Origin of the sequence: Pseudomonas sp. Gutcm_11s, from assembly GCF_028649395.1 — a bacterium.
Taxonomy (GTDB): Bacteria; Pseudomonadota; Gammaproteobacteria; order Pseudomonadales; family Pseudomonadaceae; genus Aquipseudomonas.
In genome coordinates, this window is sequence record NZ_JAQSUW010000015.1 from 128381 (window position 1) to 143403 (window position 15023).

Annotated in this window: 20 protein-coding genes; 13 read left to right on the forward strand and 7 right to left on the reverse strand. The window is 65.9% G+C overall.

Annotated elements, in window-relative coordinates:
• Window positions 1-25: 25 nt before the first annotated feature.
• From rnd to PTT45_RS15575, 6 genes are all read left to right on the forward strand, one after another.
• A complete protein-coding gene (gene rnd / locus PTT45_RS15550) occupies window positions 26-1141 on the forward strand; it encodes a ribonuclease D (RefSeq protein WP_273814447.1) in 1116 nt (371 codons plus the stop codon).
• Window positions 1138-1431: a YcgL domain-containing protein gene (locus tag PTT45_RS15555; protein ID WP_273814448.1), complete on the forward strand. Its 294-nt coding sequence runs from the start codon at window positions 1138-1140 to the stop codon at window positions 1429-1431. Before rnd ends, PTT45_RS15555 begins: the two co-directional genes overlap by 4 nt.
• Window positions 1431-2339 carry a D-2-hydroxyacid dehydrogenase gene (locus PTT45_RS15560; RefSeq protein ID WP_273814449.1) on the forward strand — a complete coding sequence of 303 codons (909 nt, stop codon included), beginning with the start codon at window positions 1431-1433 and terminating at the stop codon, window positions 2337-2339. Before PTT45_RS15555 ends, PTT45_RS15560 begins: the two co-directional genes overlap by 1 nt.
• Window positions 2340-2408: 69 nt before the next feature.
• On the forward strand, window positions 2409-2858 hold the full coding sequence (locus tag PTT45_RS15565; protein WP_273814450.1) for a YcgN family cysteine cluster protein: 450 nt from the start codon (window positions 2409-2411) through the stop codon (window positions 2856-2858).
• Between the two features lie 59 nt (window positions 2859-2917).
• Complete coding sequence (locus tag PTT45_RS15570) at window positions 2918-4138, forward strand: hypothetical protein (protein WP_273814451.1); 1221 nt, start codon at window positions 2918-2920, stop codon at window positions 4136-4138.
• A 95-nt stretch (window positions 4139-4233) separates the two neighbouring features.
• Entirely contained in the window at window positions 4234-4776 is a 543-nt protein-coding gene (locus PTT45_RS15575) for a hypothetical protein (RefSeq protein WP_273814452.1), read from the forward strand.
• Window positions 4777-4824: 48 nt separating this feature from the next.
• Here PTT45_RS15575 and PTT45_RS15580 read toward each other — a convergent pair whose 3' ends face one another.
• A complete protein-coding gene (locus tag PTT45_RS15580) occupies window positions 4825-5178 on the reverse strand; it encodes a YajD family HNH nuclease (protein ID WP_273814453.1) in 354 nt (117 codons plus the stop codon).
• An 83-nt stretch (window positions 5179-5261) separates the two neighbouring features.
• Here PTT45_RS15580 and PTT45_RS15585 point away from each other — a divergent pair, with 83 nt between their 5' ends.
• Window positions 5262-5552: a hypothetical protein gene (locus PTT45_RS15585; RefSeq protein WP_273814454.1), complete on the forward strand. Its 291-nt coding sequence runs from the start codon at window positions 5262-5264 to the stop codon at window positions 5550-5552.
• Here PTT45_RS15585 and PTT45_RS15590 read toward each other — a convergent pair.
• Window positions 5536-5961 (reverse strand): hypothetical protein, encoded by a 426-nt coding sequence (locus tag PTT45_RS15590; RefSeq protein WP_273814455.1) that lies wholly within the window; start codon window positions 5959-5961, stop codon window positions 5536-5538. The two genes, PTT45_RS15585 and PTT45_RS15590, sit on opposite strands and share 17 nt — an antisense overlap.
• Window positions 5961-7997, reverse strand: coding sequence for a S9 family peptidase (locus tag PTT45_RS15595; protein WP_273814456.1), 2037 nt, complete (start codon window positions 7995-7997; stop codon window positions 5961-5963). The genes PTT45_RS15590 and PTT45_RS15595 overlap by 1 nt, the downstream gene beginning before the upstream one ends.
• Before the next feature lie 91 nt (window positions 7998-8088).
• Here PTT45_RS15595 and PTT45_RS15600 point away from each other — a divergent pair, with 91 nt between their 5' ends.
• The 4 genes from PTT45_RS15600 to PTT45_RS15615 are packed head-to-tail and all read left to right on the forward strand — an operon-like array spanning window position 8089 to window position 10385.
• Entirely contained in the window at window positions 8089-8568 is a 480-nt protein-coding gene (locus PTT45_RS15600; protein ID WP_273814457.1) for an MFS transporter, read from the forward strand.
• A gap of 54 nt (window positions 8569-8622) precedes the next feature.
• Window positions 8623-9066 (forward strand): HIT family protein, encoded by a 444-nt coding sequence (locus PTT45_RS15605; protein ID WP_273814458.1) that lies wholly within the window; start codon window positions 8623-8625, stop codon window positions 9064-9066.
• Between the two features lie 3 nt (window positions 9067-9069).
• Window positions 9070-9849, forward strand: coding sequence for a class II glutamine amidotransferase (locus tag PTT45_RS15610; protein ID WP_273814459.1), 780 nt, complete (start codon window positions 9070-9072; stop codon window positions 9847-9849).
• A 2-nt stretch (window positions 9850-9851) separates the two neighbouring features.
• Complete coding sequence (locus PTT45_RS15615; RefSeq protein WP_273814460.1) at window positions 9852-10385, forward strand: DUF2937 family protein; 534 nt, start codon at window positions 9852-9854, stop codon at window positions 10383-10385.
• A 41-nt stretch (window positions 10386-10426) separates the two neighbouring features.
• On the opposite strand, the gene PTT45_RS15620 is transcribed toward PTT45_RS15615, so the two are convergent.
• From PTT45_RS15620 to PTT45_RS15630, 3 genes are all read right to left on the reverse strand, one after another.
• A complete protein-coding gene (locus PTT45_RS15620; RefSeq protein WP_273814461.1) occupies window positions 10427-10921 on the reverse strand; it encodes a PaaI family thioesterase in 495 nt (164 codons plus the stop codon).
• A gap of 82 nt (window positions 10922-11003) precedes the next feature.
• Complete coding sequence (locus PTT45_RS15625) at window positions 11004-12182, reverse strand: vWA domain-containing protein (protein ID WP_273814463.1); 1179 nt, start codon at window positions 12180-12182, stop codon at window positions 11004-11006.
• Between the two features lie 71 nt (window positions 12183-12253).
• Window positions 12254-13099 carry an AAA family ATPase gene (locus PTT45_RS15630; protein ID WP_043311651.1) on the reverse strand — a complete coding sequence of 282 codons (846 nt, stop codon included), beginning with the start codon at window positions 13097-13099 and terminating at the stop codon, window positions 12254-12256.
• A gap of 230 nt (window positions 13100-13329) precedes the next feature.
• On the opposite strand from PTT45_RS15630, the gene PTT45_RS15635 reads away from it, so the two are divergent.
• Window positions 13330-13719 carry a hypothetical protein gene (locus PTT45_RS15635; RefSeq protein ID WP_273814466.1) on the forward strand — a complete coding sequence of 130 codons (390 nt, stop codon included), beginning with the start codon at window positions 13330-13332 and terminating at the stop codon, window positions 13717-13719.
• 9 nt (window positions 13720-13728) lie between these two features.
• Window positions 13729-13929, forward strand: a complete 201-nt coding sequence (locus tag PTT45_RS15640) for a helix-turn-helix transcriptional regulator (RefSeq protein ID WP_273814468.1) — start codon at window positions 13729-13731, stop codon at window positions 13927-13929.
• On the opposite strand, the gene PTT45_RS15645 is transcribed toward PTT45_RS15640, so the two are convergent.
• The gene (locus tag PTT45_RS15645) at window positions 13919-14992 is read right to left on the reverse strand and encodes a DUF748 domain-containing protein (protein ID WP_273814469.1); all 1074 of its coding nucleotides are present in this window, start codon (window positions 14990-14992) and stop codon (window positions 13919-13921) included. The two genes, PTT45_RS15640 and PTT45_RS15645, sit on opposite strands and share 11 nt — an antisense overlap.
• Window positions 14993-15023: the final 31 nt, after the last annotated feature.

Here is a 15023-nt window from a genome sequence, read left to right on the forward strand (position 1 = left end):
CGCGGCACTATCAAAGGAGTGCCGCGTGGCCATCGATATTCAATGGATCCTCGACGACGCCAGTCTGGCGCGTCATTGCGCCGAGTGGCGGCAGTTGCCCTACGTCGCCCTCGATACCGAATTCATGCGGGTCGACACCTTCTATCCCATCGCCGGCCTGCTGCAGGTGGGTGATGGCCAGCGGGCCTACCTGATCGACCCCCTGGAAGTGAAGGACTGGGCGCCGTTCGCCGAGCTGCTGGAAGACCGCGCCGTGACCAAGGTGCTGCACTCCTGCAGCGAGGACCTGGAAGTCTTCCTGCGCCTGACCGGCGCGCTGCCTGCGCCGCTGTTCGATACCCAGCTGGCCGGCGGCTACCTCAATATCGGCTTCTCCATGGGCTATTCGCGCCTGGTGCAGGAAGTGCTCGGCATCGAGCTGCCCAAGGGCGAGACCCGTTCCGACTGGCTGCAGCGGCCGCTGTCGGAGACCCAGGTCAGCTACGCCGCCGAGGATGCCGTGCATCTGGCCGAGCTGTATCAGGCGCTGCTGCCGAAGCTGTCGGCGGACAAGCTGGCCTGGATTCTCGAGGACGGCGCCGAACTGGTCAGCAACCTGCGCCGCGAAATCGACCCGGACGAGGCCTACCAGGACTCCAAGCTCGGCTGGAAACTGTCGCGCCAGCAACTCTCCGTGCTGCGCGTGCTCTGTGCCTGGCGCGAACGCCAGGCGCGGGCGCGCAACCAGCCGCGCAACCGCATCCTGCGCGAGCATTCGCTGTGGCCGCTGGCGCGTTTCCAGCCGGATAACACCGTGGCCCTGGCGCGCATCGAAGACATGCACCCGCGCACCGTGCGCCAGGATGGCGAGACCATCCTGCGCATGATCCGCGAGGCTGCCGCCTTGCCGCCGGAACAGTGGCCCGAGCCGCTGCCGGCGCCGCTGCCGATCGAGGCCGGTGCGCTGATCAAACAGCTGCGTGCGGTGGGCCAGCGCGAGGCCGAGCGCCTGCAGATGGCGCCCGAGCTGATGCTGCGCAAGAAATCCCTCGAAGCCCTGCTCAAGAGCGGCTTCCCCGATGGTCCATGGACGCTGCCGGACAACCTGCGCGGATGGCGCCGAGAACTCATGGGCCAAGCCCTGCTGGACGAATTGCAATGAAGAAGATCTGCTCCATCTACAAGAGCCCGCGCAAGAACGAGATGTACCTCTACGTGCTCAAGGCCGATGCCCTCAAGCGCGTGCCTGAGGGCCTGCTGGCCGCATTCGGCGCGCCGCAGCTGTGCTTCGAGATGATCCTCACCCCGGAGAAGAAGCTGGCCCGCGAGGACATCGCCCAGGTGCTGGAGAACCTCGACAAGCAGGGCTACCACCTGCAGATGCCGCCACCCGAGGACGACTACATCGAGCACCTGCCGGAAGAACTGCTGCGCCGCAACGACCCGGTGTGATGCGCATCTTCCTGCTGGAACACGACCAGGATCGCTACGCCGCGCTGCTGCAGGCGGCTGACCTCGAGCTCTGCACGGACCCGGCGCAGGCCGCGAGCTGCCCGGTGTGGCTGGGCGAGCCCGACCTGGCGGCGCCGTTGTTGCGTCAGGGGCTGCGTCCCGACTGGCTGCAGTCCACCTGGGCCGGCATCACGCCGCTGCTGGCGAACGACCTGCCACGCGATTACCGCCTGAGCCGGGCGGTCGGCATCTTCGGCCAGCCGATGGCCGAGTACGTGCTGACCTACCTGCTGGGTCAGCGCCGCCGGGTGCTGGCGCGCCTGGCCAGCCAGGTCGAGCAGCGCTGGGACAACCAGCCGCCGCCGAGCCTGCGCGGCTGCAAGGTATTGGTTGTTGGCGCCGGCGATATCGGCAGTGACATCGCGCGTCTGCTGGCGCCGTTCGGCGTGGAGCTGCGTGGCATCGCCCGCCAGCCCCGGCCGATCGCCCACTTCGCCGAGGTACATGGCCTGGAAGCATTGGCCGAGCAGGCGGCCTGGGCCGATTGCCTGGTCAACGTGCTGCCCAACACGCCGGCGACCCATGACCTCTACGATGCCGCGCTGTTCGCGCGCATGCGCCCCGACGCTCTGTTCATCAACTGCGGTCGCGGGGTGGCGGTGGTCGAGGCCGATCTGGTCGACGCGTTGCGCGCCGGGCACCTGGCCGGCGCGGTGATCGATGTGTGCCGCGAGGAGCCGCTGCCAGCGGGCCATCCATTCTGGGATGCGCCGCGCCTGTTGCTCACCGGGCACAGCTCGGCGCCTACCGATCCGGCGCTGATGGCCGAGTTGTTCCTCGATAACCTGCAGCGCTATCGCGATGGTCAACCGTTGCGGGGCGAGGTGGACTTCGCTCGCGGCTACTGACGGGCAGCCCTTGGCCGCGGAGGCGTCTGCGGCTAGACTGCCGCGCCTTTACCCGCTGTACTCTCCATCATGGCCGCGCTCGTTCAACCCTTCTGGAAACGCAAGACACTCGCCCAACTCGACCAGGACGAGTGGGAGTCGCTGTGCGACGGCTGCGGCCTGTGCTGCCTGCAGAAGCTGGAAGACGAGGACGACGGCAGCGTCTACTACACGCGCATCGCCTGCAAATTGCTGGACCTGAAGACCTGCCGCTGCAGCGACTACGCCAATCGCCGCGCCCAGGTGCCGGACTGCGTCCAGCTCACACCGGCGCAGGCCGACGAATTCAAGTGGCTGCCCCCGACCTGTGGCTACCGCCTGGTCAGCGAGGGCAAGGACCTGCCGCTCTGGCATCATCTGGTCTGCGGTGACCCGGATGCCGTGCATCACGAACGCATTTCCCAGTCCGGGCGCATGCTCGCCGAAGGCAGCGTGGCCGAGGAAGACTGGGAGGATCATCTGATCTTCCGCGCCGGTTGAGCGTTTGCTCCTCGGCGTGTGTCCAACCCGATTCATAGCCATCTGCATGGAGCTTTTCGATGCCTGCCCGCAAGCTGCTGACCGCAACCCTTCTGCTTGGCCTTAGCTCGCCGCTGTGGGCGGCCAAGCGTGTCGACCTGGATTACCTCGTGCGCTTCGTGCCCGGCGACGACCAGGCCGAAGTCAGCCTGACCCTGGAGAAGGGCGAGGTGGTCCGCAGCTTCGACTTCAACCTCGGCGACAAAGGCTACTACAGCGACTTCAAGACCAATGGCAGCTGGGAAGCGGGCGGCGAGCAGCGCGGCACCTGGAAGCCGGCCAAGGGCAAGAGCACCCTGAGCTACAAGGTGCGCATCAACCACCCGCGCGACAACGGCAAGTTCGACGCACGCATGACCGAGGACTGGGCCCTGCTGCGCGGCGACGACCTGGTGCCCAGCGCGCGCCTGGACAAGGACGACAAGGTCGAGCTGGTCGCTCGCCTGCAGTTCGAGCTGCCGCAGGGCTGGAAGAGCGTCGAGACCGGCTGGCCGCGCGTGGACAAGAACAAGTTCCGCATCGACAACCCGTCGCGCCAGTTCGACCGCCCCACCGGCTGGATGCTAGCCGGCAAGCTCGGCAGCCGCCGCGCCCAGCTCGGCGACACCGACGTCACCGTGTCGGCGCCGGTGGGTGAGGGCATGCGCCGCATGGACATCCTCACCCTGCTGACCTTCATCTGGCCCGAGGCCCAGGCGGTGTTCCCGCGCGACCCGGCCAAGCTGCTCATCGTCGGCGCCGGCGATCCCATGTGGCGCGGCGGCCTGTCGGCGCCCAACTCGATCTTTTTCCACTCCGACCGTCCCCTGGTCAGCGAGAACGGCACCAGTTCGCTGGTGCACGAACTGGTCCACGTGTTCAGCCGCATCCGCGACACCGACAAGAGCGACTGGATCAGCGAGGGCCTGGCCGAGTACTACGCCATCGAGCTGATGCGTCGTGCCGGTGGCATGAGCGAGGACCGCTATCAGGCCGTGCGCAAGAAGCTGATGAACTGGAGCAAGAAGGTCGGCAGCCTGCGCACCGAGAACTCCACCGGCCCGGTCACCGCTCGCGCCGTGTTGCTGCTGCAGGAGCTGGATCGCGAGATCCGCAAGAACACCGACAACCAGCGCTCGCTGGACGACGTCACCCGCGGCCTGATGCGCCTGGACAAGGCCAGCACCAAGGACTTCATCGAGATCAGCGAGAACGTCATGGGGCGCGATTCGGAAGTGCTGGACAGCAAACTGCTGCGCTAATTCGAGTGTCACGCAACTGACACGCAGCATTCATCGCGGCGTCATGGGACTGCGGCAACGTGCTCGGCCATTACAACAGCCAACACGGAGTCGCCATGTCCCTACTCAAACCCTTGTCCGCTGCCTTGATGGCCGCAACTCTCGCGGCCTGCGCCGCTCCCCAGTCGGCCTCCAAGCCGGAGCCGCTGAACAACGAGGACTGGTACCAGGTCCGTAGCGAGACCCAGGTCATCCTGTTCGACGACCTGCAGGTGTTCAAGGACTACGTCGCCACCGGCAAGGCGCCGAGCATGCGCACTCTGGAAGAGAAAGACCCGGCCGGCGGCCAGGAAGTCATTCTCGCCCTGCGCGCCGAGGACCAGGGCAAGTCGCTGGACAAGATTTCCGCCTACCGCTTCTTCAAGGTCGCCCAGGTACCGGGCCATCCGTTCTATGGCGAAGTGCGTCAGGACGGTAGCGTCTATGTGTTCAAGCGCTATGGCGACATGCAGGACATGCTCAAGCTGGGCGAGCCGATCTTCCGCTACACCGACATCGGTGGCGGTCCGGACGGCATGACCGTGACCTACGGCCTGCAGAAGGAAGAAGGTCGTCCCGAGTCGACCATCGCGCAGTTCAAGAAGAATCACAGCCTCTGATCCCGGAAGCTGTACCAGGCGCCCGCTCTTTAGCGGGCGTTTGTGTTTTCAGTCCTCGGACTTGCCCTTGAGCAGAGCCTCCAGCCCGGCCAGCGCCTTGTGTGTGACCTTGCTGCCGGAGCCGGCGACGGCGGCCTCTTCCTTCTGGTAGTGCAGGTCGACCTGGCGCTGGTGCTCGTTGTCGTGGCAGTACAGGCACAGCAGCTCCCAGTTGGAGCCGTCTTCCGGGTTGTTGTCATGGTTGTGGTCGCGGTGGTGCACGGTCAGCTCGCTCAGGCGCTTGCCGCTGAACTCACGGCCGCAGCGCCCGCAGATGTGCGGATACATCCTCAGCGCTTTTTCGCGGTAGCTGGTTTCACGCCGACGCTGGGCTTCGGCGAGGATCTGGTCGAGCTTGTTCATGAAGATACCTGTGGTCGGCTGGAGCGATGCCGAATGGCGACACTGCCAGAATAAGACGAAAGCCGCCGTCGCTGGAGTGCCCTATGCGTCGTCTATCGCTGTTGTTGATCCTGGCCCTGAGCGCACTTGCCCAGGCTCAGCCCTCGGGCCTGCCTGGTACTTCTACGCCACAACCCTACGGCCAACCTCAGGTGCGCAGCATCACCCCTGTGCCGCGCAACAGTCCGCCACTGCTGGTCAACCCCGCGCAGCCGCAGCAGCGCATGCCGCTGTCGAGCCCACGGCCGGTGCCCAGGGATCAGCCGCTGCCGTCCCTGGAAACTCAGCGCCGTAGCCAGGAGAAACATCCCGCCGAGTCTATCGATAAGCCTTGAGCGGGCGCAGGGCCAGCAGCGGCAGGGCGATGGACAGCGCTGCCAGGGTATTGAGGTAGAAGTGCAGCATCAGGCCGAAATGGCTGGAAATGGCGCTGTCCAGCACGCACCAGACCAGCAGCGCAGCGAACAGCGCCTGCTTGATCAGGCGATGGCCATGCTGCCGGTAGAGCATTACCAAGGCGCAGAACAACAGACCCCAACTGGCCACGGTCGGGCCGAACAGGCCGACCATGGTGCGCAGCAGCCCCTGGAGTTCGGCGCTCGGTGGCAGGCTGGAGACGCTGGCGTACAGGTAGTCGAAGTACGCGTCGGTGATCGGCAGGTGGGCGGCGAAGGCCAGGACCACGCCGAGCACCACATGGCCCAAGCCGACCAACAACAGCCAGCGGTAGAGCAGGTTCTGCATCAGGCTACTCCCAGCACCTTGAACAGGAAGGCGTACTCCAGCGCCACGTCCTTCAGCGCCTGGTAGCGGCCGCTCATGCCGCCGTGGCCGGCGCCGAGGTCGGTCTTGAGCAGCAGCAGGTTGTTGTCGCTGCGGGTGGCGCGCAGCTTGGCCACCCACTTGGCGGCTTCCCAGTACTGCACGCGGCTGTCGTTGTAGCCGGCGACGGCGAGGATCGCCGGATAGGCCTGGGCGCTGATGTTCTCGTAGGGCGCGTAGCCCTTGATGCGCTCGAAGACTTCGGGCTGGTTCGGGTCGCCCCATTCGTCGTACTCGGTCACCGTCAGCGGCAGGTCGGGGTTCTGCATGGTGTTGAGCACGTCGACGAAGGGCACCTCGGCGATGGCCGCGGCGAACAGCTCCGGGCGCTGGTTGAGCACGGCGCCGATCAGCAGGCCGCCGGCGCTGCCGCCGCTGATGGCCAGCTGCGCGGACGTGGTCAGGCCGTCGGCGATCAGCCGCTCGGCGCAGGCGATGAAGTCGCCGAAGGTGTTCTGTTTGTGCTCCAGCTTGCCGGCGCGGTACCAGGCTTCGCCCAGCTCACCGCCGCCGCGCACATGGGCGATGGCGAAGACGAAGCCACGCTCCAGTAGCGACAGGCGCGCGTGACTGAACCAGGGGTCGAGGCTCTCGCCGTAGGCGCCGTAGCCATAGAGATAGAGTGGGGCAGGGGTGCCTGCGGCGAGCACGTCCTTGCGCGCGACCAGGCTGATCGGCACCTGGGTGCCATCGGCGGCCGTCGCCCAGACACGCCGACTCTCGTAGGCATCGGCGTCGAACGGACCTTCCACGGGAGTCTGCTTGAGCACCTGTTGCTCGCCGCTGGCCAGCTCCAGCTGGCGCACCTGGGCCGGGCGGTTGAGCGCTTCGTAGCGCAGGCGGATCGCCGGGCTGTGGAACTCCAGGCTGTCCTGCACGTAGAGGCTGTAGGCGGCGTCCGGCAGCTGTACGGGGTAGGGCGCGGCGGCCTGCGGATGCACCTCGATGATCGGCAGGCCGCCCTCGCGCAGGCTGAGGGTGAAGGCGTCACGGTTGAGGGTGACGCCTTCGAGCATGCGCTTCTCGTCATGGGCGATCAGCTGGCGCCAGTGCTGGCGGCCCGGTTGCACCTCGTCTGCGACATACAGGGCGAAGTTGATGCCGGTCTGGTTGCTGCGCACGAACCAGGTCCATTGGCCGTCCAGCAGGCCATGGTCGACGTCGTACTCATGGTCTTCCTGGCGCGGCGCCACGCAGGCGAACTCGCCGCGTGGCTTGTCGGCGTCGAGCACCCAGGCCTCGCTGGTGGTCTTGCTGCCGAGGCTGAGGATCAGCTGGCGCTCGGAGCTTGAGCGATAGCAGCTGAGGAAGAAGCGCCCGTCGGCCTCCTCGAACACCAGGTCGGCGCTTTCGTCGCCGAGCGCGTGGCGATACAGGCGCCAGGGGCGGTGGGTGTCGTCGAGGGTGACGAAGAACAGGGTCCGGTTCTCGTTGGCCCAGGTCATCTGGCCGTCGCAGTCGTCGAACGGCAGCTCGCTCACGCTGCCGCTGTCCAGGTCCTTGACGAACAGGCGGTAGATCTCGTCGCCGGCGGTATCCAGGCTGTAACCGAGCAGACGGTGGTCCTGGCTGATGGTGAAGGCGCCGAGCGACAGGTAGCCGTCGCCGGCCAGGGCGTTGGGGTCGAGCAGCAGTTGTTCGGCGCTCTCGTCCACGCTCAGCGAGCCATCGGCCGGGCGCGGGCAGCGGTAGTGGCGCGGGTATTCGTCACCGGCCGTGGTGCGCTGGTAGTACAGCCATGGGCCCCAGGGCACCGGCAGCGACAGGTCGGTCTCGCGGATGCGCCCCTTGATCTCCTGGAACAGCGCCTCGCGCAGTTCGCCCCGGTCGGCCAGCTGTGCCTCCAGGTAGGCGTTCTCGGCCTTGAGGTGGTCGAGCACTGCGTCGGTGTCGCGCTGTTCCAGCCAGTGGTAAGGGTCGGAGCCGGCGTCGCGGCGGGCGATAGGGGCGTCGGTCATGGTCGTTCTCGTTCGGGCGACCGCAGGGAGGTCGGGGGCCGCAAAAGCCGCTATCATAAGCGCCCCTTTGCCGGCCAAGCCACGACACACCATGACCGAACAAGACTATCTGCTCGCCTGGGCCCTGTATGGGGTCTCCGCCCTGGGCTGCCTGCTGGTGTGGTTCCGCATGACCGGCTGGATGTGGCGCTTCCTGCGCGAGCCGCTGCGGGTCATCGTCGCGGTGCTTCTGCTCAGCCCGACCATCGTCGATCCGGCCAAGGAACTGTTTGCCCCGGCCATTGCCATCACCGCCCTGGACCTGCTGTTCAAGGTCGGCAACAACGCCTGGCGCGCGGTGGCCGACCTGGCCATCTACGGCCTGATCGCCCTCGGCGTATGGCTGGCCTTCGCCGCCCTGCGCTGGCCGGTCGAGCGCTGGTGGGCCGGGCGTCAGGCTCCGGCCACAGCAGTCGCCGAGGAAGACGAACCGACCCTGCGCGAGCTGATGGACCGCGAAGAGCGCTTCGACGCCGACACCCGCCTGGACGATCGCGGCGATCGCCGTCTGCGCATCGAGCCGCGTCTGTAGCTTGCACGCTCGGCGTCCTGCGTTAGCATGGCCGCAATGGGACAAGGAGTGCCGATGAACTGCGTGTTCTGCGCCATTGCCGACGGCCAGCTGCCGTCGCACATCATTCATGAAGACGAGCATTTCCTGGTGCTGCTGGATATCTTCCCGCTGCGGCCGAGTCACCTGCTGGTGGTCGCCCGTGGCCACGCGCCGTTTCTCGCCGACCTGCCGGCGGCGCCCCGCGATGCCCTGATGGCGCTGGCCGAGCGCATGGCCAAGGCGCTGTATCGCAGCGATCCATCGGTGCTGGGCATCAACTTGCTGCTCAACGACGGCCCTGCAGCTAACCAGCATGTGCCGCACCTGCATCTGCACCTGATTCCGCGTCGTAGCGGGGACCTGCCGGCGCTGTGCTGGCGCATCCTAACGCGCTTCCTGCCCTTCGGCCGTGCGCGCATCGAAGCGCGTCTGCAGCGTGAGGCCGAGCGCCTGCGCGCGGCACTGGCGGAGGTCTGAGGCATGTGCGAACTACTCGGCATGAGCGCCAACGTCCCCACTGATATCGTCTTCAGCTTCACCGGCCTGATGCAGCGCGGCGGCGGCACCGGCCCGCACCGTGACGGCTGGGGTATCGCCTTCTACGAGGGTCGCGGCCTGCGCCTGTTCCAGGACCCGGCAGCCAGCGTCGGCTCGGAAGTGGCCAAGCTGGTGCAGCGCTACCCGATCAAGAGCGAGACGGTGATCGGCCATATTCGCCAGGCCAACGTCGGCCGGGTGTGCCTGGCAAACACCCACCCGTTCGTGCGCGAGCTGTGGGGGCGCAACTGGTGCTTCGCCCACAATGGCCAGCTGGCCGGCTTTGCACCGACCTTCGACTTCTACCGTCCGGTCGGTGATACCGACAGCGAGGCGGCCTTCTGCGATCTGCTCAACCGCGTGCGCGGTGCTTTCCCGGAGCCGGTGCCGGTTGAGGTGTTGTTGCCGGTGCTGATCCAGGCGGCCCAGGACTATCGCGGCAAGGGCGTGTTCAATTGCCTGCTCAGCGACGGCGACTGGCTGTTCTGCTTCTGCTCGACCAAGCTGGCGCAGATCACCCGTCGTGCGCCCTTCGGCCCGGCGCGGTTGAAGGATGCGGACCTGACGGTGGACTTCCAGTCGGAGACCACGCCGAACGACGTGGTCACGGTGATCGCCACCGAGCCGCTGACCGATAACGAACGCTGGAACCTGTTCCAGCCGGGCGAATGGAGCCTGTGGCGGCGCGGCGAGCGCGTGGCCCACGGGCAGATGGGGGGATGAGGATGTTCAGGGGTTACTTGCGTCTGCTGGTGTTTGCCTTCGGCCTGCTGGTCGGCGTACAGGTGCCGGGCTTCGTGGCTGACTACGCCAAGCGCGTGGATGCCCACCGCGCCGAGTCGGAGCAGAGCCTGCTGGGCTTCCGCGAGACCGCGGCGAAATTCTTCAATGGCGACCTCAACGCGCTGGTGGCTCACTATCGCGCCAGTACCGACGAGGTGATGCGCAGCGACGCCGACAGCGTCGAGCACCTGGTGAGCCGCTACACGCTGCTGGAAGCCGAATGGCTGGCCATGCAGGGTCCCTGGTATGCGCAGATCTGGCACCTGAGCACCGACGCCGACCAGGCCCTGCTGCAGGAAACCTACGACGCCTACACCTACCAGGTGCTGCTGGCGCCCCAGGCGATCTTCTGGGGTCTTGGTGTGGGGCTGGTGCTGGCCTGGCTCGCGGAACTACTGGCGCTGGGCGTCGGCTGGACCGTCGGTATCGGCCGCAAGCACAAGACCATTGCCTACGAGAAGCGCCACTGGCGCTGATGAAAAAAGGCCCCGCGAGGGGCCTTTTTCTTGGGCGCCGATCAGGCCGGCTTGGCGTGGGCCTGGGTCGCCAGTTGGCCGGTGTCCACGCGCACGAAGACCGAGTCGCCGATGGCGGTCAGCACCTCGCCGGCGTAGACCTCGCAGATCACCTGGGTCTTGCGTCCGACGTCACCCTCGACCCGCGCGCGCAGCTGCAGCGGTACGCCCATCGGTGTCGGCTTGATGAACTTGATGCCGAGGCTGCCGGTGACGCACTCGATGCGCGGCAGGCTGCCGGGTTCGCGGCTCTCGGCGCGATAGTGATAGGCCATGGCGGTCCAGTTGGAATGGCAGTCCACCAGCATGGCGATCAGCCCGCCATAGACCAGTTCTGGCCAGCCGCAGTGCATGGGATCGGGCAGGTGTTCGGCGACGACGTGGATGCCGTCTTCGTGCCAGCGGCTCTTGACGTGCAGGCCGTGCGGGTTGCGGCTGCCGCAGCCGTAGCAGACGCCGTCCGGTGCGGCGGCGTCCTGTAGGGGAAGGTCTTGCATGACGGTCGGTTCCGAATGAGACCGGCCAAGCCTAGCGGCTTTCGCCACAAAGCAGAACGGGCCCGATGGGCCCGTCCGTGTGTCACTTGGAGAGGAACCTCATCCCTTCTTCCAGCCCGCGCAGCGTCAGCGGGTGCATCTGATCGTTGATCAGCTCGCGGACGATGTTGGTGGAGGCCGTGTAGTTCCAGGCGTCCTTGGGGTAGGGGTTGATCCAGATGAGCTTCTTGTACTTCTCCATGAAGCGTTTCATCCAGATGTAGCCGGCTTCCTCGTTCCAGTGTTCGACGCTGCCGCCGGCCTGGGTGATCTCGTAGGGCGCCATGGCGGCGTCGCCGACGAAGATGATCTTCCAGTCCGGACCGTACTTGTGCAGCAGGTCGTTGGTGGAGAAGCGCTCGCTGGTGCGGCGCAGGTTGTTCTTCCACACGCTCTCGTAGACGAAGTTGTGGAAGTAGAAGTACTCCAGGTGCTTGAACTCGGTCTTGCACGCGGAGAACAGCTCTTCGCACACCTTGACGTGGGCGTCCATCGAGCCGCCGATGTCGAACAGCAGGAGCAGCTTCACCGTGTTGCGCCGTTCCGGGCGCATCTGGATGTTGAGCAGGCCGGCGTCCTTGGCGGTGTGGTCGATGGTGCCGGAGAGGTCGAATTCCTCGGCGGCGCCTTCGCGGGCGAACTTGCGCAGGCGGCGCAGGGCTACCTTGATGTTGCGCGTGCCCAGCTCGACCTGGTCGTCGAGGTTCTTGTACTCGCGCTGGTCCCAGACCTTGGCTGCCTTGCCCTGGCGCTTGCCGGCGTCGCCGACGCGGATGCCCTCGGGGTTGTAACCGCCGGAGCCGAACGGGCTGGTGCCGCCGGTGCCGATCCACTTGTTGCCGCCCTCGTGGCGTTCCTTCTGCTCCTCGAGGCGCTTCTTGAACTCCTCGATCAGCTTGTCCAGGCCGCCGAGGGACTGGATCTGCGCGCGCTCCTCGTCGGTCAGGTGGCGCTCGAATTCCTTGCGCAGCCAGTCCTCGGGGATCAGCGCCTCGATGTGCTCGTTGAGGTTTTCCAGGCCCTTGAAGTAGGCCCCGAAGGCGCGGTCGAACTTGTCGAAGTGACGCTCGTCCTTGACCAGGATCGCCCGCGACAGGAAATAGAACTCGTCCATGTCGGCGAACACGACGTTGTGCTTGAGCGCGTTGATCAGGTCGAGCAGCTCGCGCACCGACACCGGCACCTTGGCCGCGCGCATTTCATTGAACAGGTTGAGCAGCATGATGTGCGCCCCTCAGGTGAATCGATGGGCGGGGCGGCCACTTGGCCTGCACCCGCCCTATACCGGCGTGATCAGCGCGAAGCGCGGCGCGCCATGAAGGCCAGGCGCTCGAGCAGCTGTACGTCCTGCTCGTTCTTCACCAGGGCACCGGCCAGCGGCGGGATGGCCTTGGTCGGATCGCGCTCGCGCAGCACGGCTTCGCCGATGTTGTCGGCCATCAGCAGCTTCAGCCAGTCGACCAGTTCGCTGGTGGAGGGCTTCTTCTTCAGGCCCGGCACCTTGCGCACGTCGAAGAACACGTCCAGCGCCTCGGCCACCAGCTCGCCGCTGATGTTCGGGTAGTGCACGTCGACGATCTTCTTCAGGGTGTCGCGGTCCGGGAAGGCGATGTAGTGGAAGAAGCAGCGGCGCAGGAAGGCGTCCGGCAGTTCCTTCTCGTTGTTCGAGGTGATGATGATGATCGGGCGCTGTTTGGCCTTGATCGTCTCGTCGGTCTCGTAAACGTAGAACTCCATCTTGTCGAGTTCTTGCAGCAGGTCGTTGGGGAACTCGATGTCGGCCTTGTCTATCTCGTCGATCAGCAGGATCACACGCTCCTCGGACTCGAACGCCTCCCACAGCTTGCCTTTCTTGATGTAGTTGCGAACGTCGTGGACCTTGTCGGAATCCAGCTGCGAGTCGCGCAGGCGGCTGACCGCGTCGTACTCGTACAGGCCCTGGTGGGCCTTGGTGGTGGATTTGATGTGCCAGGTGATCAGCTTAGCGCCGAAGGCGGCGGACAGTTGCTCGGCCAGCATGGTCTTGCCGGTGCCTGGCTCGCCCTTGACCAGCAGTGGACGCTGCAGGGTGATGGCGGCGTTGACCGCGAGCTTGAGGTCGGCGGTGGCGACGTAGGACTGGGTGCCTTCGAACTTCATCTGGAAATCCTCGAACGGGCGCGCGAGTAGCGTTCCCGGCTGGTTCGGTGGGTGACGTAGAGACCGACTATAACGCGCGGGGCGGTGAACTGTGAACGCAGACGCGGCATTCAGTCACTGAATGGCGGGTCATGGTGGTGGCGGTTGCGAATGCAGATTGTGTGACAAGCGAGCTTTACATTTTTCGCGGGCGAATGTTAAGTTTGCTTGACATTGATTTGGAGCCCGCCATGAACGCCGCCGCCCGTCGCTACGTGATTTCCTGTTCCTCGCTGATGTTGGTGTATGCCGCGCTGGTCTGCCTGATCAGCTGGGGCGTGGACCTGCAGAACCTGCCCTACGCCCTGCGGGTGATCGCCGCCGCGTCGCCGGCCATTCCGTTGCTGGCCTCGCTGTACGTGTTCGACCGCTACATGCGCAGCGAGCCGGACGAATTTCTGCGCTTCCTGATGTCGCGCGCGGCGCTGCTGGCCGGCGGCGTGGTGGTCGGCCTGCTCAGTGCCTGGGGCTTCCTCGAGCAGTACGCCGGCTGGCCGCGCTTCCCGCTGATCATGGCCTTCCCGGCATTCTGGGCCGCCTATGCCCTGACCTCGACCCTGGTGCGCTGGCGCTACGCCTGAGGAGTCGCCATGCACAATCGTCTGAAGGAGTTGCGTGGCGAGCGCGGCTGGAGCCAGTCGGAGCTGGCGCAGCGTCTGGAAGTGTCGCGGCAGAGCGTCAACGCCATCGAGACCGGCAAGTACGACCCCAGCCTGCCATTGGCCTTCCGCATCGGCCGGCTGTTCGAACTGCCCATCGAGGCCATCTTCAGCGACCAGCTCACGAGCTAGGCGGGGAGTTCTCGTAGCGTGCGTTGAAGGCCTGGACGAAGCCGTTGCGCAAGATGGCGAGGAAGGCCTGGAAGGGGCTGACGTCCTGGTCGCGCACGCTGCCCGATAGCTCCACGCGGGTGGCGAACTGGTTCTTCTGCTGGTTCTTCAGCACTGTCTCGCTACCGCCGACCAGCGCTTCCCAGATCGAGCGGAAGAAGCTCTTGTCCTCGCGCGCCACGTCCTGCTGCCAATTGAACACGTCGACGTCGCGCAACAAGGGCTTGATGTAACCATCCAGCTGGCCGTTCTCGGCGTTGGCCTCGATCACCACATCGCCGCTGCCGGCGTTGAAGTCGAACTTGCCGTACGCCGAGGAGAAGTCGTTGAGCCGGCGCAGCTCGATATCGGTGGCACGCACGCGGAATTCGAAGTCCTGGAAGTTCTCGAACGGGTCGAACACCGCCGTGGCCTCCAGTGGCGCGTGGCCGAGTAGCAGGGCGTGGCCCTCGAAGCGCGCGACGCGCTGGCCGTTGTCATCGGCGACGTTGGTCAGGTTGTACAGGCTGGCATCGACATCGTCGGCCTGCAGGTCCACCGGCGGCTGCGAGGTGAAGTTGCGGAAGCTGATGCGCCCGTCGACCACGCGAACTTCATCGAGGGTGATCGGCAGCAGCTTCTCCAGCTGCGCGCGCCAGTCGACGCCGGCACCGGTCTGGCTGTCTTCGTCGCGCTCGCCGCCGTCGACGAAGTTCAGCTCGGGGCGCTCGAAGATCACCCGGGCCACCACACCATGGCTGTACCACAGCGAGTGCCAGCTCACGGCGAGGTCGATCGACGGCGCATCGAGCAGCGGCACGGGCACCTCGCCGTCGGCCTTGACGATCTGCAGGCCGTTGATGCGGTAGGCACCGCGCCACCAGGCCAGGTCGACGTCGCTGATCTGGCCGCGGTAGTCGCCCATGTCGGCCAGCTTGTCGTTGAGGTAATCGCGGATCAGGTAGGGCAGCAGCAGGTGCAGCGTGACCAGCAACACGGCCAGGCCGAGCAGGATGGAAAAGGGCAGGCTGTAGCGGCGTTTCATGCGGGCGCTCGTCGCAACGGGTGTTTTCGAT

Bases quoted from the DNA above. Each gene is read 5' to 3' on its own strand.
- PTT45_RS15555 (WP_273814448.1), top strand. From the start codon at position 1,138: ATGAAGAAGATCTGCTCCATCTACAAGAGCCCGCGCAAGAACGAGATG.
- PTT45_RS15560 (WP_273814449.1), top strand. From the start codon at position 1,431: ATGCGCATCTTCCTGCTGGAACACGACCAGGATCGCTACGCCGCGCTG.
- PTT45_RS15565 (WP_273814450.1), top strand. From the start codon at position 2,409: ATGGCCGCGCTCGTTCAACCCTTCTGGAAACGCAAGACACTCGCCCAA.
- PTT45_RS15570 (WP_273814451.1), top strand. From the start codon at position 2,918: ATGCCTGCCCGCAAGCTGCTGACCGCAACCCTTCTGCTTGGCCTTAGC.
- PTT45_RS15575 (WP_273814452.1), top strand. From the start codon at position 4,234: ATGTCCCTACTCAAACCCTTGTCCGCTGCCTTGATGGCCGCAACTCTC.
- PTT45_RS15580 (WP_273814453.1), bottom strand. From the start codon at position 5,178: ATGAACAAGCTCGACCAGATCCTCGCCGAAGCCCAGCGTCGGCGTGAA.
- PTT45_RS15585 (WP_273814454.1), top strand. From the start codon at position 5,262: ATGCGTCGTCTATCGCTGTTGTTGATCCTGGCCCTGAGCGCACTTGCC.
- PTT45_RS15590 (WP_273814455.1), bottom strand. From the start codon at position 5,961: ATGCAGAACCTGCTCTACCGCTGGCTGTTGTTGGTCGGCTTGGGCCAT.
- PTT45_RS15595 (WP_273814456.1), bottom strand. From the start codon at position 7,997: ATGACCGACGCCCCTATCGCCCGCCGCGACGCCGGCTCCGACCCTTAC.
- PTT45_RS15600 (WP_273814457.1), top strand. From the start codon at position 8,089: ATGACCGAACAAGACTATCTGCTCGCCTGGGCCCTGTATGGGGTCTCC.
- PTT45_RS15605 (WP_273814458.1), top strand. From the start codon at position 8,623: ATGAACTGCGTGTTCTGCGCCATTGCCGACGGCCAGCTGCCGTCGCAC.
- PTT45_RS15610 (WP_273814459.1), top strand. From the start codon at position 9,070: ATGTGCGAACTACTCGGCATGAGCGCCAACGTCCCCACTGATATCGTC.
- PTT45_RS15615 (WP_273814460.1), top strand. From the start codon at position 9,852: ATGTTCAGGGGTTACTTGCGTCTGCTGGTGTTTGCCTTCGGCCTGCTG.
- PTT45_RS15620 (WP_273814461.1), bottom strand. From the start codon at position 10,921: ATGCAAGACCTTCCCCTACAGGACGCCGCCGCACCGGACGGCGTCTGC.
- PTT45_RS15625 (WP_273814463.1), bottom strand. From the start codon at position 12,182: ATGCTGCTCAACCTGTTCAATGAAATGCGCGCGGCCAAGGTGCCGGTG.
- PTT45_RS15630 (WP_043311651.1), bottom strand. From the start codon at position 13,099: ATGAAGTTCGAAGGCACCCAGTCCTACGTCGCCACCGCCGACCTCAAG.
- PTT45_RS15635 (WP_273814466.1), top strand. From the start codon at position 13,330: ATGAACGCCGCCGCCCGTCGCTACGTGATTTCCTGTTCCTCGCTGATG.
- PTT45_RS15640 (WP_273814468.1), top strand. From the start codon at position 13,729: ATGCACAATCGTCTGAAGGAGTTGCGTGGCGAGCGCGGCTGGAGCCAG.
- PTT45_RS15645 (WP_273814469.1), bottom strand. From the start codon at position 14,992: ATGAAACGCCGCTACAGCCTGCCCTTTTCCATCCTGCTCGGCCTGGCC.